Below are 24,972 nucleotides of genomic sequence, written 5' to 3'. Positions count from 1 at the left end.
AAAACGAGACTGTCCTTTTCGGAGAGTCTCGTTTTTGAGAGGAATTCAATTTTATTTATTTAGAATAGATTACTTTTAATTTCATCTAAAGTAGCTTGAGGTTTAAAGTCATGAACTTTAGCTTCACCTAATTTAATTTGACTAAGGTCACATTCGAAGCGTTGTTGTAAGACATTTTCAATAACTTCCTCAAATCCAGCATCTGAAACCGCTAGGTCTAATAATAAAGCTTGATCTTGATTGATTAAGAAAAAATGAGCGAGTGAAATATCCGTAGGCAACAGGTTAAAAAGATCGGCCCCCGTTTGAATCTCACAAACTTTGAAAAAGGCTAAGGCCTTTTCCTTCTTTCCAATAGGATAAACAGCTTGTTCGGTTACTAAATAGTTAGTTGACATGTTTTTTATCTCCTTTAATGGTTCCCCTCACTAATATACTTAGTTAAAAAAGCTAAAATTTTTTTTTATAATAAAAAAACTTGAAATTTTTTTAAATTTCAAGTTTTCTTTGTTTTTAGTCTTTAAAATAAGTCAGTTGTTACTGTTTCCACATATTTAGCTGATTTAGCGGTGGTATAGAGTTGAGTCCCCTCTTTTTCAAAAGCTTTTAATTTAATAATTTCCGCCATTAAATTTTTGACTTCATCAGCGGTTAAATCTTGTTTAGCGATAGTTGGCGTTAAAGTTGTTTGTTTTCCAACAGCATTTAAAAAAGTTAAATTTAATTTTTTCATTTTTCTTTTTCCCTCCTATTATAATGAATGACGATAACTCTCAATGACAATGAGATCATGTAGCGGTTCATCTTCTGGGGCAATTGTACTAAGTAATCGAGCAAATGAAAGAATGGTTTCATCTGTTGCCTCCTTACTAATATTAGCGATGGTTTGCTTTCTGTTTTTTTCTCCTGCTAAGTTATCGTAGTTCAGTTGGACTTTTTTGTCTTCAAAGTTTGCTGACATACTAATCACTTCCTCATATTTTTATTTTTTGTAAGTGGCGCGCGCTTGTTACACTAGTATTAACGAAAAAAGGAGTCGATTTGTCACCCCCTTTATGCCAAATACTTTAAATATTTCAAAGCAGTATGATCTCGCCAACGATAAACGACTTGACGACTGACTTGATATTTCTTAGCGATTTCACTAATACTTAAGCCGTTGATCAACGTTTCAAAGAGAAAATCTTTTTCACGAGGAGTTAAATGAGGCAATAGTTTTGTTAGTCTTTCTTCTACTAAAATTTCAGTTTCATCGATTGTCGTGCTAATTTTTGTTTCAGTTAATATGACAGGTTCTACTGGGAACTCATTTTTTTGTTGTTTTAAATCATGTCGGATGGCATCAATAATTTTCCAATAGACTTTTTGGTAAATAAAATTGTTAAAATTAGTAAGGTCAACCCCATTTTTGAGTTGTTCTCGGTAAGTTTCAATCAGTGTCCATCGAGCTAACTGGAGATAGTCTTCAAATTGAGGGTGATAGAAGTAAATGTGGCATTTTTTTAGTGCGCCAAGTAAAATGTTATGATAATTATCTAATAATTCTTCTTCCGTAATCATGTTATTTTTACCTCGTTTTTAGATTTATTTAGTTGGCCAACTATAATTTTATTTTACTGAAAATTAGTCTGGTAAATCGAATGCCAACTTGACATTAAAACGTTCAATTTGACAGGTTTTAGTTCGTTAGAACGCTTTCAAGGAAACGCGTGTTATGTTATGCTTAATGAGGAGAAAATAAACTAAAATGAGATGGAGGAGTTTGTTATGAATAAAAAAAACATGTTTTTAAAATTGCTACAAGAGGAGCCGCTTACTTTAGAGCAGTATACCGATTTACTTGCTTGTTCTAATACGGTTAATGGTGTTAGCATTTCTAAAGACACGGTATATGTTTGTGATTTATCAGAATTTCCTCAGACAAAATTTAATGCCATAGTGGTTGAATTAGATGGAGTTCCTAAGAGGACAACCAGGACAACACATGAGTTATTAGATGAGTTTAGTCAGCATTCTTTAGTTAGTTATCAAGTGATAAAAAAGTCAGTTTTAGCCGTTTTAAAAATAAGAATCTATAAATTTCCTTATTTGGACTTAGAAACGGTATTTATGACGCTAGATGGATCAGCTAAAAGAAATACGTCAATTATAAATTTGACTTTATTAGATAATGTTTTAACCTACTCACATAACATGTCCTTATTAACTTTTTGTAATGACTTAGAGTTAATCCTTCCAATAAGTTTAAGGGCGTTGTTGCGCCGAATTGAAATTGCTGCACGTTGTTATTTTGTTTTTTATCATCATGAACTAGCTCCTCGCGCTCAATTGAGTGAAATTCACTTTATTGATCATTGGCGAGGCCATTGGTTTAAACAAGGCAATACACATTTTAGTAAATATTATATGGATGTTGATTTTAAATCTTTTTATTTAGAAAGATTTTTAGCACAAGGCTATGAACAAATTAAAGACTTAGCTGAAATTACAAGTTACCGAGAGTATTTGTCAGTTTTAGAAAATTAGAAGACAAGGGGTTCGAGGAAGTTTTTGAAGTATGGTATTATTGATGAATAGTTTAAAATAAAGGAAGAAAAAAGATGGAAACGATTGTATCGATAAAAAAAATAAAAGGTCCAAATTACGAATTAACCACACAATCTGGCATAGTTTTTCAAGCCTCAGAAGATTCTTTGGTTAAATATCGTTTATTAAAAGGTGAAGAAATTTCCTCGGCTCAAATTAAACAGATAAAGAAAGAAGCTGAGTTGGCGGGAGCCTACCAAGCTGTTCTGAATTATTTAAGTTTTCAATTACGTTCGGAGAAAGAATTACGTGATTATTTGAAAAAGAAAGAAGTCAGCTCAGAAGGGATCTATACGATCATTGAAAAATTAAAAGACTTAAAACTAGTGGATGATTTAGTTTATGCTGAGAGCTATGTTCGAACGCAAATTAGGACTTCTGATAAAGGTCCAATTGTCATTAGGCAGCAGCTTATTAAGCGTGGTATCGCTGTCGCTACTATCGAACAAGCGTTACAACAAATGACACCAGAGATTGAGTTTGAGCTTGCTTATCAAGTGGCCGAAAAGGCACTCCGTAAATATCAAAAGAAAAGTCATCGTGAACGAATCAATAAAACAAGGCAGTACTTACAAACAAAAGGTTTTATTGGTGATACGATTAGTTTGGTGATGGAGGAACTCTCTGTTGAAAAAGATGAAGACCTAGAAAAAGAGTTGCTTTTTAAAGCAGGGGATGTCTATTGGCGCAAACAAGCCAAACAAGAGCCGTTTAAACGAAAACAAAAAGTGATTGCTTCTTTGTTAAATAAAGGATTTTCATATGATGTAATTCAACAATATCTCAATGAAAAAGAACAGGAAGCGTTAGACAATGAATAAGTTAAGTTGGAATACGCGAAGAATTGAGGAATTTCAAAAGGATTTATTAACGTGGTATGAACAAGAAAAAAGGTTGTTGCCTTGGCGCGAAAACACATCAGCGTATCCCATCTGGGTCTCAGAAATCATGCTACAGCAAACACAAGTTGTCACGGTTATTCCTTATTTTTTAAGATTTATGGAATGGTTTCCGACGATTGAAGCGTTGGCTGAGGCTGATGAAACTCGTTTATTGAAAGCTTGGGAAGGCCTTGGTTATTATTCGCGAGTTAGAAACATGCAGATTGCCGCTCAACAAATTGTGGCTGATTTTGATGGCCAGATGCCAAAGACCATTGAAGAGATTAGTTCTCTCAAGGGAATAGGACCTTATACAGCTGGAGCGATTGGAAGTATTTCGTTTGATTTGGTAGAGCCTGCAATCGATGGTAACTTGATGCGCGTCTACAGTCGTTTGTTTAGTATTGCTGAGGACATTGCTAAAGTTAAAACAAGAAAGACCTTTGATTATTATGTTAGAACAACAATGTCTGAAAGTCACCCTGGTGATTTTAATCAAGCTTTGATGGATTTGGGCTCAAGAATTTGTACACCTAAAGCACCTAAGTGTGAAGATTGTCCTTTACAAGCGTATTGTCAAGCGTATGCTGAAGGAACAACCGCCAATTTTCCAGTAAAATTGAAGAAAATTAAAGCGACTCCCTGCTATTATTTGGCTTTAGCAATCAAGAATGAAAAAGAGGAATATCTATTGAGCCGGCGAGCGGAGACTGGCTTATTAGCCAAAATGTGGACGTTTCCTTTAGTTGAGGTCACAAAGGAAGAATATTTGAGTTTTAAAAAGACTTCTGAAGGACAAGAAGACACGAGTCAAGCCTCACTCTGGGATAGTTTAGTCGCTGAAGCTTCACCGTCAGAATTAAAAACGCCTTACCTCAAACGATTGCAGCAAGAATTTCCAGCGGTCATTTGGCAGCTATCCGCATTAGGAGAAGTCGTTCATTTGTTTAGTCATCGAAAATGGCACATTTTAGTGTCTTACGGCATCCTACCAACACTTCAATTACAAAATACGGTCGAAAATGAAGCATGGATTCATCCAGAGAATTTTAAAAATTATAACTTTCCAAAAGCTCAGGAAAAGATGTTGAATTTATTAAATCAAACTAAAAAGTTAACTTAAGGTGTGTTTTAATTCTGTATTTTTAATCTCCATTATGTGTGATTGTTAAGACTTCAAAAAAATAGTGAGAGATTATGAACAAAAAAGTCGAATAAAATGCCTCATCTAATTTTTTTGTGCTATAATATTTTTGATGTCGGTGTAATGAGCACCCTCTATAAAAAATTGGTGAACGACCAAAGAAAGTAGGGGAATAATGCGTGTACCAAAAGAAGGAGAGTTCGTAACTATCCAGAGCTACAAGCATGACGGCAGCTTGCATCGTACGTGGCGTGACACAATGGTTCTTAAGACCAGTGAATGTTCGTTAATCGGAATGAATGATCATACACTCGTGACAGAATCGGATGGTAGACGTTGGGTGACACGCGAGCCAGCAGTCTTGTATTTTCATACTAAGTACTGGTTCAATATAATTGCAATGATTCGTGAGAAAGGGGTATCTTATTATTGTAATCTCGCTTCACCATTTGTTCTAGATGAAGAAGCATTGAAGTACATTGATTATGATTTGGATATTAAGGTCTTTCCGGATGGCGAAAAACGTCTTTTAGATGTTGATGAGTATGAAGACCACCGAAAGATTATGCAATATCCGACTGAAATTGATTTAATTCTTAAGGAGAATGTCAAAATTCTTGTGGATTGGATTAATGAAGGTAAAGGCCCATTTTCCGATGAATACGTTGAAACATGGTATCAACGATATCAGCAATTATCTAAGCGATAAGCAAGTGTGCGATTAGTGCAAAATAAAGAAAAGCCTAGAGACGGATGATTAACATCGTTGTTCCTTAGGCTTTTTGTTTTATAATTTTTTAAGCATATCCGTATGTACGATACCAGCGTCTAGGTATTCTTCGCCAAAAGGTTGATAGCCAAGTTTTTCATAAAATGGAACAGCATGAACTTGAGCCCCGAGTACCATTTCGGTCAAACCTTCTTGCTTAGCATAATCTTCCATATGGAGCATAATTTCACGGCCATATCCTTTACCACGTCCCTCTTTGGCAACAGCGACGCGTTGCACCTTGATACGATTATCATTAATTGGATAGAGACGAGCTGTTGCAACTGGACTTTCATCGGCATACATTGTAAAGTGTAAACAAATTTCTTCATCTTCGACCTCAAGTTCGACAGGTACTTCTTGTTCGGCAACAAAAACTTTAAAGCGAAGAGCTAAAGAATCTTTATAAATTTGGCTGTTTAAATCAGTTGTTGACTGGAATGTTAACATTTTTATCGTCCCCTTTATTAAAAAAATAAGCATTTATTGCAAGTTTATATTATACTATAACTTACAATAAGATAAATGTTAATGTAAAACAATCATAAATACAATTAATTTAAATAAAGGAGAGAGACTATGTTTAATCGAATCAGGGATTCAAAACTAATGTTTTGGTCGTTAGAGTTACTTATTATTGCCACCCTAATCTTTGTTGGTACCAAAATCAATTTTCTGTTTTACCCAATTGTCGCCATGTTTACCACCCTTTTTGCCCCCATCTTAGTATCAGGCTTTCTATACTATCTGGTGAATCCACTTGTTTTATTTTTGGAAAAGAAAGGCTTGAAACGTTCACCCGCTGTGGGGCTCGTGATGTTACTTTTGATTGCGATTCTCATCTTTTTGTTTATGACGATTATTCCTAATTTGATTAATCAAATCACAGCTCTGATGAAAAAGATGCCAGCTACAATAACTGTGATTGAGCGTTGGATTGATGAGTTAGCACAGCATCCAGCGGTCAAAAATTTGGATATTGAGCAATACATGGATAAGATTGGCCTTTCTTTTGGCTCAATTTTTAAATCAACCTTTAATGGTGTTACCACAGGAATAGGTTCGATTGTTTCTTCTGTTGCTGGAATTGTGATGCTCGTTATTACGGTTCCTTTTATGTTGTTTTATATGTTGAAAGATGGCGATCGCTTTATTCCAACATTGAAACCTTATTTCCCAGAGAAACATAAAGACGAAATTGAAACGCTTTTAAGAAAAATGAGTCATACTATTTCAAAATATATTAGCGGTCAAATGATTGAGTGTTTATTTGTAGGAATGTTTACCTTTTTAGGTTATTTAATTATTGGCGTGGATTACGCTTTTCTGTTCGGCGTAATTTCAGGAGTTACTAATATGATTCCTTATATTGGACCTTATATTGGTTTAGCACCTGCCCTGTTAGCAACAGTCTTTATGGATCCATGGAAAGCCGTACTAGCTTGTATCGTTGTTTTGATTGTTCAACAAGTGGATGGAAATATAGTTTATCCTAATGTTATCGGCAAGAGCTTAGATATCCATCCATTAACCATCATCATTATTTTGCTGGTTGCTGGAAATATTGCTGGTCTTTTAGGTATGATTTTAGGTGTGCCATTTTATGCTGTCTGTAAAACAATCTTCGTCTATGTTTTTGATATTATTCAATTAAATCGACGGGATGAAGAAAAGAAAAAAATAAAGGAAAAAATTGTTAATAATGAATAAAAAAAGTTGAGAGTAATTGCTAATTATCGTTATTTATGATACGATTTTCACGTAATTATTTATTAAGTAACAATATATAAGGAGAGAATAGCTTATGAACGCTGACCCCGAGAGTCAGTCCGTATGGATTAATCTAATAATATTGGTGGTACTAACCTTGCTGAATGCATTCTTTGCTGCCGCAGAGATGTCGGTTGTTTCAGTTAATCGAAATCGTCTGGAGTCAAAAGCTGCTGAGGGAGATCGGTCATCAATCAAATTGCTCAGATTAATCAATAACTCAGGGAATTTTCTATCGACAATTCAAGTCGGTATCACATTGGTAACTATCTTGTCTGGTGCTTCTTTGGCCAATTCGTTTGCGAGGATGTTAGCACCTGTGTTTGGAAATGTGCCTTGGGGGAAACAAGCCGCTCAAACAATTATTTTGATTTTATTGACGTATATTTCTATCGTTTTTGGAGAACTGTATCCTAAACGAATTGCGCTAAATAAATCAGAAGAAGTGGCAAAATTTGTGATGGGTCCGATCCAAGTAATAGGAGCTTTGATGAAACCATTTGTTTGGTTATTATCAAGTTCGACGAATCTTTTGAGTCGTTTGACCCCAATGACTTTTGATGATGCTAATGAAAAAATGACGCGTGAGGAAATGGCTTACATGTTAACAAACGAAGGTGTTCTTGACTCAGATGAGTTAGAGATGGTCCAAGGTATTTTCGATTTGGATACAACACTGGCACGTGAAGTTATGGTTCCTCGAACAGAGGCTTTTATGATTAATATTCATGACTCTGTTGAAGTCAATATGGAAAAAATCCTAGGTAATAATTTTTCAAGAATTCCAGTTTATGATGAAGATAAAGATAGAGTCATCGGTGTTTTACATTTGAAAAATTTACTTAAAGCTGCGCATAAATTTGGCTTTGAAAATTTAGATTTACTTCAAGTTATTCATGAACCGCTGTATGTTCCAGAAACAATCTTTATTGATGACCTACTTTTAGAGCTAAAGAAGACTCAAAATCATATGGCCATTCTTTTGGATGAATATGGTGGGGTAGTTGGTTTAGTAACTTTTGAAGATTTATTAGAAGAGATTGTCGGCGAAATTGATGACGAATCAGATGAAATTACGGCTGAACATCTCTATCGTAAAGTGGCAGAAGATCAATATATTATTGAAGGCCGCATGTCAATTGATGATTTTAATGAGGTTTTTATGACCACGCTAGAAATGAATGAGGTTGACACGATGGCAGGCTACCTAATCACGGCATTAGGAGTTATCCCAGAAGAACATGAGCGTCTATCGGTTGATGTCGAAAACGTGACCTTAACGACCTTTAAAGCACAAGGAACACGTCTTTTAGAAATTCAAGTAGATGTCCATGAACGAGTAGAAGAAGATGAAGAAGAATATCGCAAGGCTAAGTACCAACACGATACATTTGAAGACTAAAAAAACCTGTGATAAAAAGTAATATTTTATCACAGGTTTTTTAACTTATTTTTTGAAGCGAATGTTTGGGTAGTTTTGGATTAAACGGTGTAAGTTACGTTGATGCAATAACTTATGTGGCGTTTGACTCAGATAGTGTTTAATTTTACCAAGATTCGCATGAGGTTCATGATTTTTAAAGAGATGATCCAAACGGTATTCTTTAATCGCTGCGTTTTGAGGATCGCTTGTATCAATAATAGCAGAAACTTCTTTTTTGGCAGTTAGTGTGAAAATAAGAGTGGTTAAGACATCTGCCATAAAAAGGATGAAGAGAATAACGGGGCCTATTCCTTTTGTAACATGATCAAAATCTTGAATCCCTCTACCAACGATTGGTTGGATGACCTTGATTAAGAATAGACAGCCAATACCCCAAAAAAGTGAAACTGGGACTGCGACACGGCCACCGATATTTAAAGGCATCTCAGAGTAATCCCATAATTTCATTTTAAATAATTTTTCGAGTAACCAACTCGTTACAAATTCAATGATGGTCACAATCACAATCATATTAAAATAAAGATTAAGTAACGACCCGTAGTGTTTTGGCACAAGTAGTAAAACAGCTGTGACACCAAAGCCATAAACAGGACAATAAGGGCCAAGTAGAAAACCGCGATAAACAAAATGTCTGGCTTTAATCGAGCAATAAACACTTTCCCATAGCCAACCGACAACGGAATAGACCAGAAAAGTCATAAATAAGGTAGTCATTGACGACATGATAATTCCTCCTTTTTTGAATGATAACTACTCATTAAGTATACCGTAAATGAAATAAGATGGAAAATATTAACTAATTTGTCAGATTTGTTAAGGAGTTTTAAGGAGGGAAACCAGTGTAAATTGAGAAAAATAAAAATTATTTGTAAAAATGAACAGAGAGCCTTTCTCAGCAAGCCTAAAGCATGCTATACTAGACCATGGTTGTTTAGGCGAGGCTTATTTAGATAGATATAAATCAAGAGATTAAAGGAGAACGAGAAATGGGATTAGACCAACGACAAGAAGTCGATAAAAGGCGAACGTTTGCGATTATTTCGCATCCGGATGCAGGGAAAACAACAATTACAGAACAACTTTTACTATTTGGTGGCGCGATACGAAATGCTGGAACAGTAAAAGGGAAAAAAACAGGGAATTTTGCTAAATCAGATTGGATGGATATTGAAAAGCAACGTGGGATATCTGTTACCAGTTCTGTGATGCAATTTGATTATGATGATAAACGAATCAACATTTTAGATACACCAGGACATGAGGACTTTTCAGAGGATACCTATCGAACGCTGATGGCAGTGGATAGTGCTGTGATGGTGATTGATAGCGCTAAAGGAATTGAAGCTCAAACAAAGAAATTATTCCAAGTCTGTCGTATGCGTGGAATTCCAATTTTTACCTTTGTTAATAAATTAGATCGAGATGGTCGTGAACCTTTAGAATTATTGGAAGAACTAGAAGAAGTTTTAGAGATTGATTCTTATCCAATGAACTGGCCGATTGGTATGGGTAAAGGATTTGAAGGATTATATGACATGTATCATAATCGTGTCGAAATTTACCGACCTAATCGTTACGATGGCGAACGTTTTATTCCTTTAACAGAAGACCGTAAATTAACAATAGACCATGATATTAGTAAATTATCGATTTTTGATCAAGTTCAAGAAGAAGTAGAACTATTGATGGAGGCGGGTAATGAGTTTTCAGAAGAAAAAATAGCAAAAGGTGAATTAACACCAGTATTTTTTGGTTCTGCTTTAACGAATTTTGGTGTACAAACCTTTTTAGAAACGTTCTTACAGTTTGCACCGAAACCTAATCCACATAAAGAGGAGAATGGTGAAATTAAAGATCCTTATTCATCTGATTTTTCAGGTTTTATTTTTAAAATCCAAGCGAACATGAATCCGGCTCATCGTGATCGGATTGCCTTTGTTCGGATTTGTTCGGGAACTTTTGAGCGTGGGATGGATGTTCAACTAGCACGGACGGATAAAAAAATTAAATTAAATAATTCGACTCAATTTATGGCAGATTCGCGTGAAATGGTTCAAGAAGCCGTCGCTGGAGATATAATCGGTTTGTATGACACGGGAAATTATCAAATTGGTGATACGATTTATACTGGAAAAGATAAGATTGTTTATGAAGAACTACCGCACTTTACGCCGGAACTATTTATGAAAGTAACCGCAAAAAATGTAATGAAGCAAAAATCATTTTATAAAGGGTTAAATCAATTGGTTCAAGAAGGTGCAATTCAATTATATAAAACGTATTTGACGGAAGATTTCTTAATTGGGGCTGTAGGTCAGTTGCAGTTTGAAGTTTTCAAGCATCGTATGTCAGGTGAGTATAATACTGAAATTATCATGGAGCCAATGGGGACTAAAATTGCTCGCTGGATTGATCCTAAACAGCTAGATGAGAAGATGAGTTCAAGTCGTAATATTTTAGCACGTGACCGTTTTGATCAACCCTTATTCTTATTTGAAAATCAATTTGCAATGCGTTGGTTTGCCGATAAGTATCCAGAAGTTGAATTGAAGACTTTACTATAAAAAAAGACCTTTTCTATTTTTTGTAAATAGAAAAGGTTTTTTTTAGGCTGTTGCTTTTTGTTGGATTTGCTTTAAAATTTTACGTGATACTGGACCTACAATTAATAATTGATAAGGTAGAGCGACAATAAAATTCATAATCCAAGCGTGTGGATAGAGCGTTGGAAATGTAGTAAGTGAACTACTATTCATAAGTAAACCGAAAGCTGACATGAAAGTGACCATTCCGAGAATCATTAAACATGAAATGGTTACAATTAAATAAAAAGGTTTTTCATGTTTGATTGGTAATTTGAAAGCAATGTATTTTGCGATTTTCCCAACAACTAGCGTGTCTAATAAAAAGGCAACAATGAAACCAGGAAGTAATCCTTTCAGTAAAGTTGGAAAAGAAAAAGCATTTTGAAGTAATAAATTATAGCAACTCATTCCTAGAACCATTAAAAAGCACATGATTAGAGTAAAAATGAATCCTTCTTTTTTATTTCTTGGCAAATAAAGACCTCCGATAGATTAAATTTTTTTCACAAAACTTAGTGTAGCAGAAAAAAAGCAACTTCATAAGTTAGAATATGATTAATTATAGATTAATTTTATATGAAAAAGATAATTGGATTAAATTTGATGTTTATCTTATAATTGTTTTAAAAAAGAATAGGAGTGTAAAAATGAAAAAAATGATGATTGATTCAGAATTTTGGAATATCTTTCCAGAAGCACAGCTTAATATTTTAGTACTTAAAGATTTAGATAATCAAGTTAATGAAGAAGATGATGCAACGTATCAACAATTATTAAACGATGGAAAAAAAGCAGCAACTTCCTTTCTAGGTGAAGCTGTTTTTAGCCAAAATCAAGCCGTTAATGAATGGCGTGAAGCATTTAAATTGTTTAAAACAAAAAAAGGCGCGCGTTCTTCAATTGAAGCTCTTTTAAAAAGGGTTGATCAAGATCGTGAATTCAATCCTATTAATCCTTTAGTTGATATCTATAATAGCGTTTCACTAACTTATGGTGTCCCTTGTGGTGGTGAGGATTTAGAAACCATTGTTGGTGATTTACATTTAGGTAAAGCTCGAGGTGGTGAAGATTTCTTTCCTTTAGGCGCTGAAACGAGTTCTCCAGCATTACCAGACGAAATTATTTATTATGATGAAGACGGAGCGATTTGTCGTTGTTTTAATTGGCGAGAAGCGCAACGAACGATGTTAAAAGAAGAAACAAAAAATGCTGTTTTAGTTATTGAAGCATTAAACCAAGAACAAATTGAAAGAGCAAATGAAGCAATAACCGAACTCCAGAAAAGAGTTCAAAAATATTTAGGAGTTACGGGTGTCATTACTAAATTAACAAAAGAAAATACAGAAGTAGAGATTGGTTAATTTTAGTTTTTAATGAAAACTAGAGGAGGAAGTCTAATATGGGGTTTAGATTTAAACTGAAAGTGGATGATAAGATTTCTTTGGTTTATCCAACGCTTGAATTAGCGCCACTTTTTTTTGAAGTTATTGACAGCGATCGCATGCATTTAGAACGTTTTTTACCATTCGTTGAAGCAACAAAAACGGTTGAAGATGAAAGGAAATATTTGGAAGCTAAATTGAATGGTGTTGCTAAGGGAACCGATGCTATCTTTTTTATTGAAAAAGAGGAGCAATTAGTTGGATGCATTGATTTACATTTCATTGACCGAGCAAATGCTCGAGCCGACGTTGGTTATTGGTTGCATTCAGGTTCTATTGGTCAAGGGGTAATGACTAAATGTGTCTTGAAATTGATTGCTTTTGCTTTTGATGAATTAAAGCTTAATAAATTGAACTTGGTGGCGGATACTCAAAATTTAGCAAGTAATCAAGTCGCTAAAAAAACTGGTTTTCGTTTAGTTGGTGTCGATTTAGAAGATCAATGGGTTCGTGGTGAGTTTCGCGATATGAATCGCTATGAACGATTAAGAAGTTCTCAAAATTAAAAAAAGCAAAAAGTCGTTGGTCGATAAGAACGAGACCAGCGGCTTTTTGCTTTGGTTATTTAGTAGATTGTTCTGTCGGAGTATGAGTCAATGATAACTCGACAACTCCTTTAGTTTTGAGAACATCAAGTCGAGGATTAGATAGACCTGTATCTAAAAGACTAGTTAAGACATGATTGATTTCAAAATCTTTAATTTCTCTGACCTTATTAATAATGACAACTTCTGTATGTTTAGGTGCTTCACTATAAACAACTAACGTTTTACCGAGTGAATAGACCTTAACATAACTTGCATCGGTGTTTTCCAGCTGCTTGTCTACTAAATTGCGGTAGCTATTGGTTACATCGATTAATTTCATTTTACTCACCTCTCTGAATAGTGTATTTAGATATTGAAAATATCTGATAATTAATTATAACATATTTAATATAGGAAAAGTAAAAAGACGATACTTAAATGAAGTGCAATTTATAATTAATTATCCTATGTTTAAACCTAATAATAGATGTTTTGTGTATGTCATACTATCGTGTTATTTTTAAGTGGAATTAAGCGAGTAGTTGAACAGATTAGAATAATTTGAAGATAGGACTATTTCAAAAAAATTCCCAGAAATAAATGAATGATTTTTTATTATTTTTGGTAAAAACTGATTCTTTGTTTTATCGGAAAGGATTATTTATAATGAAGAACGTATCTTTCAAAGGGGGAAGTCAGTTGTTTAAACAAAGGATAACTTTCAAACAATTTTGGGAATTGTCTGAAATCTATACCGCACCGTTAAATCTTTTTATTATCTTATTGGGTGTTTCACTTGCTCATTTTTGGTCAGTGGTATCCTTATCATTACCATTATTTCTTTTTATAGGAGTTCTTTTAAGTTTTCATTTGGCAGTGAATATTTTTAATCATTGGATGGATTTTGAAAATGCCAGTGATGAAAACTATAAAAAGTATACTAACATCATTGGCCGCGATGGTTTGTCTTTACCAATAGTAAAAAAACTATTTTGGTTCTGGTTTGCTTTTTCTTTGTTTTTAGGTAGTTTATTAGTATTTCAGACGAATCTGTGGATAGGAATTTTGGGATTAATTGGGTTTTATGTGGGGTTATTCTATTCTTATGGTCGTCGGCCACTGAATAGTTTACCAATAGCCGAAACGTTAACCAGTTTGGCGAGTGGTTTTTTTATTTCATTATTGGCCTATTATTTAGTGACTTTTTAAAATGAAAATTTTCAGATAAAGCAATTATTAAAGGTTTTTGTGATGAGCTTGCCGCTGGTTATTAGTATGTTTAGTAATTTATTAGCAAATAATACTTGTGATTTAGAAGAAGATATTAAAAATCAGCGCAAAACGTTGGTTTATTATCTCGGTAAAAAGAGGGCGGTGCAGTTATTGGTCACTTTATACCTTTTTAATGCTTTATTGATAGTTTGTTTAGTCATCTTAAATTTAGCACCTTTCACTATTTTGTGTTTACTATTGATTTATCCGTGGGGGTGGAAGACGCTCAAGATCTATCAAATACTTCAAGATAAAAAATTGACCTTTCCATTGGTTCTAAAAGTGATGTCTGTGACGATGGTTGGCTATCCATTGCTGTTTTTTATTGGCAGTTTTTTATAAAAAATAAGCATTACTTATCTTATAAATTTAATTATTTTGACAAAATGAATGAAAAAGCGAGGTTGACTCAAAAGTCAATCTCGCTTTATTTTTAATTTTCTATTGTTTTTTCAGTAACGATAATTTCTTTATCATCGTTAAGAATCGCTTTTAGTTCTTTCGTTGCAGGATGATCGAGATAAAAATCGGCAATCCCATCTTCGATATGTTCTTGTATAACACGTCTTAACGGTCGTGCTCCCATTTTAGGATCATAGCCCAACTCAACTAATTTTTCTTTGACATTATCTTCAACAGTTATTTTGATTTCTTGATCTTGTAATAGCTGATTGACATCGTCTAACATCAAACTTACAATTTCTTGTAAATGTTCTTTCGATAGCGCATTGAATTCAATAATCGCATCAAAACGGTTAAGAAATTCAGGTTTGAAAAAGTTAGTAAGTTGACCAACGATTGATTGAGTTGTTCCAGACTGAATAGCACTAAAACCAACATTTGCTTCGTTGTTACCTGTTCCAGCATTACTAGTCATGATGATAATCGTATCTTTAAAACTAACGGTTCTTCCTTGTGCATCTGTCAAACGCCCATCATCTAAAATTTGTAAGAACATGTGAAGAACATCCGGATGAGCTTTTTCGATTTCATCCAATAAAATTAGGCTATAAGGATGACGGCGGACTTGTTCTGTTAATTGACCAGCTTCGTCATAGCCGACATAACCAGGAGGAGAGCCGATTAATTTAGAAACACTGTGTTTTTCCATATATTCACTCATATCAAAACGGATCATACTTTGTTCTGAACCAAATAATTCATAGGCTAGCTGTTTAGCTAGTTCGGTTTTACCAACACCTGTTGGGCCAACAAATAAGAAAGAGCCGATGGGGCGATTTTTATTATTGAGGCCAATGCGATTACGACGGACCGCACGTGTAACTTTATCAATCGCTTCATCCTGACCAATGACTTGTTTTTTCAAGTCGAGATCCAGATTTTTCATTTGAACTTGTTCTTTTTCTTTTAGTTCTCCAACGGGAATACTTGTCATAATCTCAACCACTTGTTCCATATCCTCAGTTGTGACAACGGGGACATCCTCATCAGCAATTTGATTTTCTTTGAGTTTTTCCCATTTTTTGATTTGATCGCGATAGTAAGCTGCTTTTTCAAAATCTTCATCTTGTGACGCTTGATTTTTTTGGTTTTCAGCTTCTTTCAATTTATCATCGATAATTTTAGGATCAATAAATTGAATTGCTAGATTTTTTTTAGAACCTGTTTCATCTAATAAATCGATGGCTTTATCTGGAAGTTGACGATCGGCAATAAAACGATTAGATAATGTTACGGCAGCTTCAATCGCCTCATCCGTGTATTGAACATGGTGGAAGTCTTCATATTTAGGTTGAATCCCTTTGAGAATAGTGATAGTTTCTTCAACACTTGGTTCATTGACACGAACAGGTTGCATTCTTCTTTCGAGAGCCGCATCTTTTTCAATCAAGCGGTACTCATTTAAAGTGGTCGCACCAACCATTTGGAGTTCACCACGAGCTAGGGCAGGTTTTAAAATATTACCAGCATCCATACTACTGTCGCCAGCAGTTCCAGCTCCGACGATTTCATGCACTTCATCAATGAAAAGAATGATACTAGGGTTATCCTTTAACTCTGTAATTAAGTGTTGCATCCGCTCTTCAAATTGACCCCGGATACCTGTCCCTTGAACTAAAGAAACAACATCGAGACGGACAACTTCTTTGTGTTGTAACTTTTGAGGAACATTTCCTTCTGCAATTTTTAAAGCCAGACCTTCGACGACCGCTGTTTTACCGACCCCTGGTTCACCGATTAAAACAGGATTGTTTTTTGTTCGACGATTTAAAATTTCGATAACGCGTGTGATTTCTTTGTCACGGCCAATCACAGGATCTATTTTACCTTCACGTGCCTCTTGCGTAAGGTTGGTTCCGTAATCTTGTAAAACGGATGGCCCACCATTTTTTGGTGGGTGAGGAGGTTGCATTCCACCACTTTGAGTCGGAGGCGTTTGCTGAGACGTGTTTTCTTTTTGGTGTTGTTCTGCTAATTGTTTAAATAAATCATTGAGTGAATTAAAACCATAAGGGTCTTGCATCAGTCGTTGTCGATTAGCAGTGTCTTCTTGTGCTTTTAAATCACGATAGCAACGTTGACAAAGATTAATTTGTTTTTTTTCACCTTGAACATTAGTATAAAGATGGATCGTTGCATCATGTTGTTGACAATTTTGGCATAACATAATAGAGAGTCACACTCCTTTTATTTACTGTTTTAAAGAAAGGTGTTTTAAACATTGACCTTTACTGACTATTATAATGGGAGATTAGAGAACTTTCAACTGATATGCCTCCATAGTTAAGGAGAATGAATAGTCGTAATTTTAGGAGGAATAATTTATACTGATAGTAAGAGGGACAGGTGAAAGTATAAAAATGATAAATTATCAAGAATTAGTTGAACAACTAGTAGCAGGAGAGATCGAAGAAATTATTGTAGAAAAGGAAAATTTCTTTTCATTTAGAGAAGTCTGGTTAGTCCAAGACGAAAAAGAAAGAATTGTCGGAGAAGCTGGACTTGAGGGACGTATCGTGTATCGTTTATCACCGAAAGAGTAGGCTTTTAAGAAAATTTCAAACTCTTTTTTTTAATGAAAAAAAGTTGTAAGAATTTGAAAAACATGGTATTCTTTATGATTGAAAGGGTCTTTTTAGAATAGCGATTATGAAAAGTTATTTTTTGAGACCTCTTAAAATATTTTATACACACTAAAGGAGACAGATAACTATGGAAAAAAGAGATTTTCACGTAATTGCAGATACAGGTATTCATGCTCGCCCAGCTACTTTATTGGTGCAAACTGCGAGTAAATTTAGTTCAGATATTAATTTAGAGTATAAAGGCAAATCAGTTAACTTAAAATCAATCATGGGTGTAATGTCACTAGGCGTTGGTCAAGGTGCTGATGTAGCAATTACTGCTGAAGGTGCAGATGCTGCTGAAGCAATCGCAGCAATCGCAGAAACAATGAAAAAAGAAGGTTTATCTGAATAATGACAAAACAGTTGAAAGGTATAGCCGTAAGTGATGGTATTGCAGTTGCTAAAGCTTATCTTTTAGTTGAGCCTGATTTATCATTTGAAAAAGCTTCAATTGAAGATGTAGATCATGAAATTGCTCGTCTATCTGATGCTTTAGGTCATTCGACTCACGAATTACAAGCCATTCGTGAAAAAGCAGCTAAAAGCTTGGGTGAAGAAGAGGCACAAGTATTTGATGCACATTTAATGGTACTAGCTGACCCTGAATTAGTTGGTGCAATTGAAGGAAACATTAAAGATAATAAAGTTAATGCTGAATCAGCATTAAAAGATGTTGCGGATATGTTTGTAGGCATGTTCGAAGCCATGGTAGATAATCCATATATGCAAGAGCGTGCGGCAGATATTCGTGATGTAACAAAACGTGTGATGAGTCATCTATTAGGAATTAAACTTCCAGATTTATCAATGATTAATGAAGAAGTTGTCCTAATTGCAGAAGATTTAACACCTAGTGATACTGCACAATTAGATCGACGTTATGTGAAAGCGTTTGTGACAAATATTGGTGGTCGTACCTCACATTCAGCAATTATGGCTCGTTCGCTTGAAGTACCAGCTGTTGTTGGTACTCAAGAAATAACAGAACATGTTAATGAGAATGATATGATTGCGGTTGATGGGACTTCAGGTGAAGTCATCGTTAAACCAACAGCTGAACAAATCAAAGCGTTTGAAGCAAAAGCAAAAGCTTTTGATGAGTTAAAAGCTGAGTGGGACAAGTTAAAAGATGCTAAGACTGAAACGGCTGATGGCAAACATTTTGAATTAGCAGCTAATATTGGAACACCGAAAGATTTGGAAGGTGTGATTAGTCATGGTGGAGAAGCAGTTGGTTTATACCGTACTGAATTTCTATACATGGATTCACCAGATTTTCCAAGTGAAGATGACCAATACGAAGCCTATAAAGCCGTTTTAGAAGGTATGAGTGGTAAACCAGTTGTGGTTCGTACAATGGATATTGGTGGGGATAAAGAATTACCTTACTTGAAGTTTCCTGAAGAAATGAACCCATTCTTAGGTTATCGCGCGATTCGTATCTGTTTAGCTGAAGACCAAATGTTCCGCACGCAATTACGAGCATTACTACGTGCTTCTATCTATGGAAATTTACGTATTATGTTCCCGATGATTGCAACGTTACAAGAGTTTAGAGAAGCAAAAACAATGTTGCTAGAAGAAAAAGCTAAATTAGTTGCTGAAGGTGTGGAAGTCAAAGATGATATCCAAGTGGGAATCATGATTGAAATTCCAGCGGCAGCAGTAATTGCCGATCGTTTTGCAAAAGAAGTTGATTTCTTTAGTATTGGAACGAATGATTTAATCCAATATACAATGGCAGCCGATCGTATGAATGAACGTGTTTCTTATCTTTACCAACCTTATAATCCAGCAATCTTGCGTTTAGTGAAGCATGTGATTGATTCAGCTCATGCTGAAGGTAAATGGGCAGGCATGTGTGGCGAAATGGCTGGCGATCAAACAGCAGTTCCATTGTTGGTTGGTTTAGGCTTAGATGAATTCTCTATGAGTGCAACAAGTATTTTAAGAACACGTAGTCTAATGAAGCGTCTAGATTCAACTAAGATGGCTGAATTAGCAAACAAAGCAATTTCTGAATGTGATACTGCAGATGAAGTAGTCGCATTAGTTACAGAATATACAAAATAAGTAAATAAAAAATGTTTGGCCTTGAGTATGATTGAGGTCAAACGTTTTTTTTGTTGTTTTCTGCCAGGACAATAAAAAAAGAGAAGGTTTGTTATACAAGACAAGTTGTTCTATACTTAAAGTAAGCTATAGATATCAAGGAGGAAAGATTATGAAGAAAATTGGTTTTATTGGAACAGGTGTCATGGGAGCAGCAATTGTGAAGCATTTACTTAAAAAAGGCTTTAACGTTTCTGTTTATAACCGCACAAAAGTAAAAGCAGAACCACTTTTAGAAATGGGAGCCATTTGGTGCAATCAGCCTAACTTAGTTGTGAAAGAGAACGACGTCATTTTTACAATGGTTGGATACCCGAGCGATGTCGAAGAAATCTATTATGGAGCGAATGGTATCTTTTCTGTCGATGTTAAAGGTAAAGTTTTGGTCGATATGACGACAAGTACGCCTTCTTTAGCAGAAAGAATTGCTCGAGATGCTAGAGCAAGAAGTGCTCATGCTTTAGACGCACCTGTATCTGGTGGTGATTTGGGAGCTAAAAAAGGGACATTGACCATTATGGTTGGTGGAGATGAGGCTACTTATGCCGATTGTTTACCAATATTTAATGTTTTTGGTGCCAAAGTTAATCTTCAAGGTTCTTCAGGATGTGGTCAGCATACTAAGATGGCAAATCAAATCATGATTGCCGGTACGATGACAGGAATGACAGAGTTATTAGTTTATGCTAAAGCGAGTGGGTTAGATTTAGATAAAGTCTTGGACACAGTAGGTGGCGGAAGTGCGGCTAACTGGTCATTAACAAATTATGCGCCAAGAATATTAAAAGAAGATTTCACCCCTGGTTTTTTTGTGAAACATTTTGTGAAAGACTTAAAAATTGCCTTAGATGAAGCAGAAAAGATGAATATTATTTTGCCTGCAACTCATAAAGCTAAAGAGCTGTATCAGCAACTAGAAGATGAAGGCTTTGGTAATGAGGGAACACAGGCGTTGATTAAGTTATGGTGGTCGTAAAAGGGTAGTGACCTCACTAATCTTTTTAATTTGTAAGCTAAATTAAACTTATTTTAGAAAAACTCATCATGAGCTTTTCTAAAATAAGTTTTTTGTTTAAAAGACCTTTATTGTCATTGTGTATTTGTAAAGTTGATACAACTCGTTAAAAAGTATATAATGTTGTTTATAGTAAAATAAAGTGGTTGTTGATGTTTTTATTAAGGGGGGGTATTATGATTAATAAGAATTTTATTTTAAAAATTTTATTGCTTGGTTTAATTTTTTTATTAAGTCAAACTTTTTTATTAAAGTCTGTTGAAGCAAATTCGAAAATAAAAAAGAGCCAAGGAATCAAAACGGAAAGAAAAGTGCCGAGAAATGAACAAGACAATTATTTAGATGAACTAATTTTAGTTGATTTACAAAATAGTTATGGAGAAAAGGTAATGAAAGAAAAAGGAGAATTATTCATTCATGGAGGAAAACTTAGAGCAAAATGGTTGTTTAAATTGCCCGAAAATGTTCAGAAAGGTGAACGTTTTAGAGCAGAAATACCTAACTGGATTATCGTCAAAGAAAGTGAAATAGGTAAAGTTAAAGAAACTGCTGAGATTTCAAAAGATTCAATTGAATATGAGGTAAATAAAGAGAAAAAGTTTGTTGAAGTTATTATAAAAAAAGATACAGGAGCAGTTAATGTGATGATTGAGTCAGCTAGCACGCTAAATGTGCCCGATCAAACAGCACAATCACCGATGATTAGAGAGTTATCTTATCAATCTATGACTGGAAAAAAAAGTTATTTTATTAGTTTGCCAATTAAACCTATTCAGTCAGAAGAAAGTAAGATAACTTTTTTGGATGGAAATAATCAGCCTACCAATTATATGCCTAAAAGAGCTCGTGTCGAAGTTTATCTTAATCCTTATCAAGTTGAAACGGAAAAAGTTATCTTAAAATCTGAAATTATCAAAGGAAACACCGTTGATATTATTGCTGTAAAAGAAATGTCATTGGAAGCTAAGGTGAGTACCTTTAGTCGCTATGCAGATGGTCGGATAAAAGAAGAAGTAGAAAGTAATTTAACTGGAGGAATTACTTTTGGAAGATACAACAACGAATGTACAATTCCTAAAGCGATTAATTCAATAAAATTGGTTTATTATGTTAATCTTTCTTATACTGTTTTTCGTCCCAATTCTTTTCAAGCGCCGGATCCAAAATATAAATTTGTGGGACATGATAATATCAATTCTTTTGGAAGATATTATAGTAAAGATTATAATAATATTACTCAAAATTTAGATGAAAAAAATATTCAAAATTTTCCTTTTAAGGTTGAAAAAGAAAATAATCTTGTTTTTTTGAAAGCGAAAGATATCACTTATAATGCAGTTAATTTTTATATCAATGCAACGAAACAGACGTTGAAAAAAGGAACAGAAATTGTTTTAACTCCATTAGATCCAAAAGCCTATTTTAATTTAATATATCACAGTGAGGTACAAGAGGCTACTGTAGAAATAGAACCATCAGGTGAAGATAAAGCGGGAAATTATAGTAAGTCACCTACTTGGACAGCAAAAGCTCTACTTGGTGGGCGTCAGATAGTTGTAACGTATAATGGACAAAACACTAATAGAGCTTATGCCTTGAAATTACCAATTGGTATTTCAGGGGAAAGTGATAATTTAAGATCGGATTTTTTTAAACCAGATTTTTATAAAATCGAAACACGAGATGCTAAAGGAAAAGAACATGTGGATGTTAGAGAAGCTGCATTTAAAATAGATGGCCGTCAAACAGAAATTATATTAATAGAAAAGCCTTCACATGATAATCGTTTAAAAATAAGAATTGAAGGAAATTCACAATTAATGGCCTTAAAAAAAGTTGAAATTGAGTTTGAAGAAAATCCAGGCTTACCTCAAAATTTATTACAAAATATTAATATCAATATAGTAGGAAGAAAAAAACCAGGAGATACTTCTGTTATAAAATTTGTTGAAGATGTCCATTATAAAGTCGAAACTAATGGACGTAAGCTTGAAATTACTTATTTAATTGATTTTTGGGATCGGGCAACGGTAGAAGTCGATTTTGATTTTGAGATGTCAAAATTACCGCTTAATAATAAATTTACATATAAAACAACAATGTTTGAAGCAAAGACTGATTCTAAAAGGTGGAAAACAAAGGAGTTTAAGATACCAGTTGACTACATTGTGAATGAACCTGTTTTTTTTGAGCTTCCTCATGCAGAATTGGTGAAAGAAACGTTAATTCAGTCTAGTTACTTGAAAGTTAATCAATCAAATAAAAAAACAAAACAGCAAGTGTTTACGATTGGAGATGATGAAGCGGGTGCTATTTTGAAACCTCAGCTTTCAGATATTAGTATCTATAAAATGGGTGAAGATATTACTGAGTTCAAGAAAATAGACAGTCTTTCTGTATATAAACATCAGAAATTGCAACCGACAGACCCTGATTATCCTAAGATAAAAATAGAAGATGGGAAAATAGTTATTGATTTCAAAAAAGGAATAGAAAATCCTTATATTATTGGGACTACTTTTGAAAGATTAGATAACTATTATCAAGTCCCTAAAATCCCGATAATAGGCGTTGTTTTTGACGGACAAAATAAGGAGCTTTCGAAAATTCAAGGGGTGATCCAGAAAAGTATTTATCCAGTGCTCCAAGGTAAAATAAAAACCTCCATAAATAACTCTCCAAATTATAATAATATGGCGATTTTAACACTTGAAATACCAGCTTATCAGGATAAAGGTTGGGTTTACAAAGGACTTGAATTTGAGCAAAGTTTAGAACCGAGTGTAAAAAATCAGTTGAGATATCTATCTGAATTGATGGAAATTCGAGATAAAGAGGGAAACTTATATCCTAATGAAAAAGTAAGCATCATTCCGCAACCTTACGATGATTATAATATAAAATTTTTAGAAGATATAAAGAAAGATATTATTATCAAAATCCCAATAGTTACAATTTTTAATGGGAAAATGACCGTTGAAATAGAAGCTGGTAGTGGTAAAATAGGATCTTTATCTGCAAAAGAAATAATCAAAGAAGGGCAAAATAAAGTGACTTTAAGTTCAGCTTCAACATCTGGTGGGGCTGAGTATATTTTAACGAACGCAACAATTAACGTCAAAGATGTCACGACAGCTCAAGGTTTAGCTAAAGCTAAATTTGATTTGATAAATGAAAAAACAGGTGAAATAAGTCAGTTAAATGTTTCTAATTCCAAAGGGGTAATTGAATTAAAAGATAAGTTAGCGACTAATTATCGTTTAGTTCAAACAGAAGCACCTGAAGGGTATGAAATTAATCCTGAGTATGCGGGAGAAGGTAAAAAAATCACATTAGTTCGAGAGGCCTCAAAAAATGTCTTTGAAGTGAAACTAGGAAGAAAAAGTAAACTCATGGTTCACTTTACTTATCAAGATGGCTCACCTATTGATGACATTGAGCCTTTGGAACTAAGACCACAAGAACAGCCCTTTAATCTTAAAGCAAATGAACAGATACAAAAAGTTCAGGAAAAATTGCAAGAAAATTATCACCTTGTTGAATTTGATAAAGGCGATTTGGAAGGAAATGAAGAAGGTTTAAATCTATCAGGTACGAATAATGAGGTTTGGTATCGTTATGAGGGACTAGTTGTCGTTAAAGCCCCCTCACGTTTAAGATTTCAAATGGGGCAAGTGAGTCCTTTCACTCAAAAATTAGCTTCCAATAATACGGATGCTTTTAAAGTAAGTGTTGTCGATTATCGTCAGACGAATGCAACGAACCAGACATCGTCAGGATTGACGAGAGGTCATTTTACAATCCAAGCCTCGCAACCCGGTGAGTTCACAAAAGTAGGTAACGCCAATGAAAAATTAACAAACACTAAAATGGTACATGTTAATGGAAATAGGGAATTCCCGCTAGCTGGAACAGAACTTATCAATTCAACACAAAATACAAGTTCACCAAACAACAAAAGTTTTGAATTTTTATTAGATGATCAAACCAGTCAACTTGGTTTCAGACTTAATGTTGGTCCCGGAGTAACGAAATCTGGAAAATATGAAGGGACACTTTCATTTGATTTTGTTCAAGGACCATAAATTATATTTTGTTAAAAACGTATAGATGAAACGTTATATCTATGCGTTTTTTTTATTTTTTTATTTTTATATGTTAGTTATTTTTGTGTTAAAGTTGAATAAATGAGTTATAATCAATTAAACGTTTATAATAGTGTTTTTTTGTTATCTTTATGTTTATTTATTGTCATAGTGATGATAAATAAACTTTGGTAATTGTAAATGGCGGTGATAAAATGTAGGAAAATGGCAACTTGAAAATGTTGTTTTTC

The 24,972-nt window shown here is 34.3% G+C and carries 25 protein-coding genes; 16 read left to right on the top strand and 9 right to left on the bottom strand.

Annotated features, from left to right (window positions below; all coding sequences use genetic code 11):
* Positions 1-59: 59 nt before the first annotated feature.
* The 4 genes from ACTJFD_RS11150 to ACTJFD_RS11135 all read right to left on the bottom strand — a co-directional run bounded on the left by ACTJFD_RS11150 (position 60) and on the right by ACTJFD_RS11135 (position 1,560).
* Positions 60-398, bottom strand: coding sequence for a hypothetical protein (locus ACTJFD_RS11150; protein WP_442261608.1), 339 nt, complete (start codon positions 396-398; stop codon positions 60-62).
* Between the two features lie 122 nt (positions 399-520).
* On the bottom strand, positions 521-733 hold the full coding sequence (locus ACTJFD_RS11145) for a DUF2922 domain-containing protein (RefSeq protein ID WP_442261607.1): 213 nt from the start codon (positions 731-733) through the stop codon (positions 521-523).
* 18 nt (positions 734-751) lie between these two features.
* Positions 752-961 carry a DUF1659 domain-containing protein gene (locus ACTJFD_RS11140; protein WP_442261606.1) on the bottom strand — a complete coding sequence of 70 codons (210 nt, stop codon included), beginning with the start codon at positions 959-961 and terminating at the stop codon, positions 752-754.
* 92 nt (positions 962-1,053) lie between these two features.
* A complete protein-coding gene (locus ACTJFD_RS11135; RefSeq protein ID WP_442261605.1) occupies positions 1,054-1,560 on the bottom strand; it encodes a sigma-70 family RNA polymerase sigma factor in 507 nt (168 codons plus the stop codon).
* Positions 1,561-1,767: 207 nt separating this feature from the next.
* Between ACTJFD_RS11135 and ACTJFD_RS11130 the strand changes: the two genes are divergently transcribed.
* From ACTJFD_RS11130 to ntdP, 4 genes are all read left to right on the top strand, one after another.
* Positions 1,768-2,526 (top strand): hypothetical protein, encoded by a 759-nt coding sequence (locus ACTJFD_RS11130; RefSeq protein WP_442261604.1) that lies wholly within the window; start codon positions 1,768-1,770, stop codon positions 2,524-2,526.
* 74 nt (positions 2,527-2,600) lie between these two features.
* Complete coding sequence (gene recX, locus ACTJFD_RS11125) at positions 2,601-3,407, top strand: recombination regulator RecX (RefSeq protein WP_442261603.1); 807 nt, start codon at positions 2,601-2,603, stop codon at positions 3,405-3,407.
* Positions 3,400-4,590 (top strand): A/G-specific adenine glycosylase, encoded by a 1,191-nt coding sequence (gene mutY, locus ACTJFD_RS11120; RefSeq protein ID WP_442261602.1) that lies wholly within the window; start codon positions 3,400-3,402, stop codon positions 4,588-4,590. Before recX ends, mutY begins: the two co-directional genes overlap by 8 nt.
* A 196-nt stretch (positions 4,591-4,786) precedes the next feature.
* Complete coding sequence (gene ntdP, locus ACTJFD_RS11115; protein WP_442261601.1) at positions 4,787-5,320, top strand: nucleoside tri-diphosphate phosphatase; 534 nt, start codon at positions 4,787-4,789, stop codon at positions 5,318-5,320.
* A 78-nt stretch (positions 5,321-5,398) separates the two neighbouring features.
* Here the strand turns inward: ntdP and ACTJFD_RS11110 are convergent, their stop codons facing one another.
* Positions 5,399-5,830 (bottom strand): GNAT family N-acetyltransferase, encoded by a 432-nt coding sequence (locus ACTJFD_RS11110; protein ID WP_442261600.1) that lies wholly within the window; start codon positions 5,828-5,830, stop codon positions 5,399-5,401.
* A 129-nt stretch (positions 5,831-5,959) separates the two neighbouring features.
* On the opposite strand from ACTJFD_RS11110, the gene ACTJFD_RS11105 reads away from it, so the two are divergent.
* Positions 5,960-7,090: an AI-2E family transporter gene (locus tag ACTJFD_RS11105; protein WP_442261599.1), complete on the top strand. Its 1,131-nt coding sequence runs from the start codon at positions 5,960-5,962 to the stop codon at positions 7,088-7,090.
* A gap of 94 nt (positions 7,091-7,184) precedes the next feature.
* Positions 7,185-8,552, top strand: a complete 1,368-nt coding sequence (locus ACTJFD_RS11100; protein ID WP_442261598.1) for a hemolysin family protein — start codon at positions 7,185-7,187, stop codon at positions 8,550-8,552.
* Positions 8,553-8,597: 45 nt separating this feature from the next.
* Here the strand turns inward: ACTJFD_RS11100 and ACTJFD_RS11095 are convergent, their stop codons facing one another.
* A complete protein-coding gene (locus ACTJFD_RS11095; protein WP_442261612.1) occupies positions 8,598-9,308 on the bottom strand; it encodes a putative ABC transporter permease in 711 nt (236 codons plus the stop codon).
* 272 nt (positions 9,309-9,580) lie between these two features.
* On the opposite strand from ACTJFD_RS11095, the gene ACTJFD_RS11090 reads away from it, so the two are divergent.
* On the top strand, positions 9,581-11,158 hold the full coding sequence (locus ACTJFD_RS11090; RefSeq protein ID WP_442261597.1) for a peptide chain release factor 3: 1,578 nt from the start codon (positions 9,581-9,583) through the stop codon (positions 11,156-11,158).
* Positions 11,159-11,200: 42 nt separating this feature from the next.
* On the opposite strand, the gene ACTJFD_RS11085 is transcribed toward ACTJFD_RS11090, so the two are convergent.
* Positions 11,201-11,653, bottom strand: coding sequence for a DUF2798 domain-containing protein (locus ACTJFD_RS11085; RefSeq protein ID WP_442261596.1), 453 nt, complete (start codon positions 11,651-11,653; stop codon positions 11,201-11,203).
* A 173-nt stretch (positions 11,654-11,826) separates the two neighbouring features.
* Between ACTJFD_RS11085 and ACTJFD_RS11080 the strand changes: the two genes are divergently transcribed.
* Positions 11,827-12,540, top strand: coding sequence for a B3/B4 domain-containing protein (locus ACTJFD_RS11080; protein ID WP_442261595.1), 714 nt, complete (start codon positions 11,827-11,829; stop codon positions 12,538-12,540).
* 38 nt (positions 12,541-12,578) lie between these two features.
* On the top strand, positions 12,579-13,127 hold the full coding sequence (locus ACTJFD_RS11075) for a GNAT family N-acetyltransferase (RefSeq protein WP_442261594.1): 549 nt from the start codon (positions 12,579-12,581) through the stop codon (positions 13,125-13,127).
* 55 nt (positions 13,128-13,182) lie between these two features.
* Here ACTJFD_RS11075 and ACTJFD_RS11070 read toward each other — a convergent pair whose 3' ends face one another.
* Positions 13,183-13,488 (bottom strand): DUF1827 family protein, encoded by a 306-nt coding sequence (locus ACTJFD_RS11070; RefSeq protein WP_442261593.1) that lies wholly within the window; start codon positions 13,486-13,488, stop codon positions 13,183-13,185.
* 326 nt (positions 13,489-13,814) lie between these two features.
* On the opposite strand from ACTJFD_RS11070, the gene ACTJFD_RS11065 reads away from it, so the two are divergent.
* A complete protein-coding gene (locus tag ACTJFD_RS11065; protein WP_442261592.1) occupies positions 13,815-14,357 on the top strand; it encodes a UbiA family prenyltransferase in 543 nt (180 codons plus the stop codon).
* Between the two features lie 42 nt (positions 14,358-14,399).
* A complete protein-coding gene (locus ACTJFD_RS11060; RefSeq protein WP_442261591.1) occupies positions 14,400-14,762 on the top strand; it encodes a prenyltransferase in 363 nt (120 codons plus the stop codon).
* Between the two features lie 91 nt (positions 14,763-14,853).
* On the opposite strand, the gene ACTJFD_RS11055 is transcribed toward ACTJFD_RS11060, so the two are convergent.
* A complete protein-coding gene (locus ACTJFD_RS11055; RefSeq protein WP_442261590.1) occupies positions 14,854-17,049 on the bottom strand; it encodes an AAA family ATPase in 2,196 nt (731 codons plus the stop codon).
* A gap of 193 nt (positions 17,050-17,242) precedes the next feature.
* On the opposite strand from ACTJFD_RS11055, the gene ACTJFD_RS11050 reads away from it, so the two are divergent.
* From ACTJFD_RS11050 to ACTJFD_RS11030, 5 genes are all read left to right on the top strand, one after another.
* Positions 17,243-17,425, top strand: a complete 183-nt coding sequence (locus ACTJFD_RS11050; protein WP_442261589.1) for a hypothetical protein — start codon at positions 17,243-17,245, stop codon at positions 17,423-17,425.
* Between the two features lie 169 nt (positions 17,426-17,594).
* Positions 17,595-17,861 (top strand): phosphocarrier protein HPr, encoded by a 267-nt coding sequence (locus ACTJFD_RS11045; protein WP_442261588.1) that lies wholly within the window; start codon positions 17,595-17,597, stop codon positions 17,859-17,861.
* Positions 17,861-19,582, top strand: coding sequence for a phosphoenolpyruvate--protein phosphotransferase (gene ptsP / locus ACTJFD_RS11040; protein ID WP_442261587.1), 1,722 nt, complete (start codon positions 17,861-17,863; stop codon positions 19,580-19,582). Before ACTJFD_RS11045 ends, ptsP begins: the two co-directional genes overlap by 1 nt.
* A gap of 151 nt (positions 19,583-19,733) precedes the next feature.
* A complete protein-coding gene (locus ACTJFD_RS11035) occupies positions 19,734-20,597 on the top strand; it encodes an NAD(P)-dependent oxidoreductase (protein WP_442261586.1) in 864 nt (287 codons plus the stop codon).
* 215 nt (positions 20,598-20,812) lie between these two features.
* Positions 20,813-24,721 (top strand): MSCRAMM family protein, encoded by a 3,909-nt coding sequence (locus ACTJFD_RS11030; protein ID WP_442261585.1) that lies wholly within the window; start codon positions 20,813-20,815, stop codon positions 24,719-24,721.
* Positions 24,722-24,972 lie beyond the last annotated feature (251 nt).

It is taken from the genome of Vagococcus sp. (genome assembly GCF_052102835.1).
Taxonomy (GTDB): Bacteria; Bacillota; Bacilli; order Lactobacillales; family Vagococcaceae; genus Vagococcus.
This window is presented reverse-complemented; position numbering and strand designations above follow the sequence as displayed.

Coding starts and splice junctions, on each gene's coding strand:
- ACTJFD_RS11055 (WP_442261590.1), bottom strand. CDS start 17,049: ATGTTATGCCAAAATTGTCAACAACATGATGCAACGATCCATCTTTAT.
- recX (WP_442261603.1), top strand. CDS start 2,601: ATGGAAACGATTGTATCGATAAAAAAAATAAAAGGTCCAAATTACGAA.
- ACTJFD_RS11070 (WP_442261593.1), bottom strand. CDS start 13,488: ATGAAATTAATCGATGTAACCAATAGCTACCGCAATTTAGTAGACAAG.
- ACTJFD_RS11090 (WP_442261597.1), top strand. CDS start 9,581: ATGGGATTAGACCAACGACAAGAAGTCGATAAAAGGCGAACGTTTGCG.
- ACTJFD_RS11050 (WP_442261589.1), top strand. CDS start 17,243: ATGATAAATTATCAAGAATTAGTTGAACAACTAGTAGCAGGAGAGATC.
- ACTJFD_RS11110 (WP_442261600.1), bottom strand. CDS start 5,830: ATGTTAACATTCCAGTCAACAACTGATTTAAACAGCCAAATTTATAAA.
- ACTJFD_RS11150 (WP_442261608.1), bottom strand. CDS start 398: ATGTCAACTAACTATTTAGTAACCGAACAAGCTGTTTATCCTATTGGA.
- ACTJFD_RS11080 (WP_442261595.1), top strand. CDS start 11,827: ATGAAAAAAATGATGATTGATTCAGAATTTTGGAATATCTTTCCAGAA.
- ACTJFD_RS11095 (WP_442261612.1), bottom strand. CDS start 9,308: ATGACTACCTTATTTATGACTTTTCTGGTCTATTCCGTTGTCGGTTGG.
- ACTJFD_RS11140 (WP_442261606.1), bottom strand. CDS start 961: ATGTCAGCAAACTTTGAAGACAAAAAAGTCCAACTGAACTACGATAAC.
- ACTJFD_RS11130 (WP_442261604.1), top strand. CDS start 1,768: ATGAATAAAAAAAACATGTTTTTAAAATTGCTACAAGAGGAGCCGCTT.
- ACTJFD_RS11065 (WP_442261592.1), top strand. CDS start 13,815: ATGAAGAACGTATCTTTCAAAGGGGGAAGTCAGTTGTTTAAACAAAGG.
- ACTJFD_RS11030 (WP_442261585.1), top strand. CDS start 20,813: ATGATTAATAAGAATTTTATTTTAAAAATTTTATTGCTTGGTTTAATT.
- ACTJFD_RS11060 (WP_442261591.1), top strand. CDS start 14,400: ATGAGCTTGCCGCTGGTTATTAGTATGTTTAGTAATTTATTAGCAAAT.
- ntdP (WP_442261601.1), top strand. CDS start 4,787: ATGCGTGTACCAAAAGAAGGAGAGTTCGTAACTATCCAGAGCTACAAG.
- ACTJFD_RS11145 (WP_442261607.1), bottom strand. CDS start 733: ATGAAAAAATTAAATTTAACTTTTTTAAATGCTGTTGGAAAACAAACA.
- ACTJFD_RS11100 (WP_442261598.1), top strand. CDS start 7,185: ATGAACGCTGACCCCGAGAGTCAGTCCGTATGGATTAATCTAATAATA.
- ACTJFD_RS11105 (WP_442261599.1), top strand. CDS start 5,960: ATGTTTAATCGAATCAGGGATTCAAAACTAATGTTTTGGTCGTTAGAG.
- mutY (WP_442261602.1), top strand. CDS start 3,400: ATGAATAAGTTAAGTTGGAATACGCGAAGAATTGAGGAATTTCAAAAG.
- ACTJFD_RS11045 (WP_442261588.1), top strand. CDS start 17,595: ATGGAAAAAAGAGATTTTCACGTAATTGCAGATACAGGTATTCATGCT.
- ptsP (WP_442261587.1), top strand. CDS start 17,861: ATGACAAAACAGTTGAAAGGTATAGCCGTAAGTGATGGTATTGCAGTT.
- ACTJFD_RS11035 (WP_442261586.1), top strand. CDS start 19,734: ATGAAGAAAATTGGTTTTATTGGAACAGGTGTCATGGGAGCAGCAATT.
- ACTJFD_RS11075 (WP_442261594.1), top strand. CDS start 12,579: ATGGGGTTTAGATTTAAACTGAAAGTGGATGATAAGATTTCTTTGGTT.
- ACTJFD_RS11135 (WP_442261605.1), bottom strand. CDS start 1,560: ATGATTACGGAAGAAGAATTATTAGATAATTATCATAACATTTTACTT.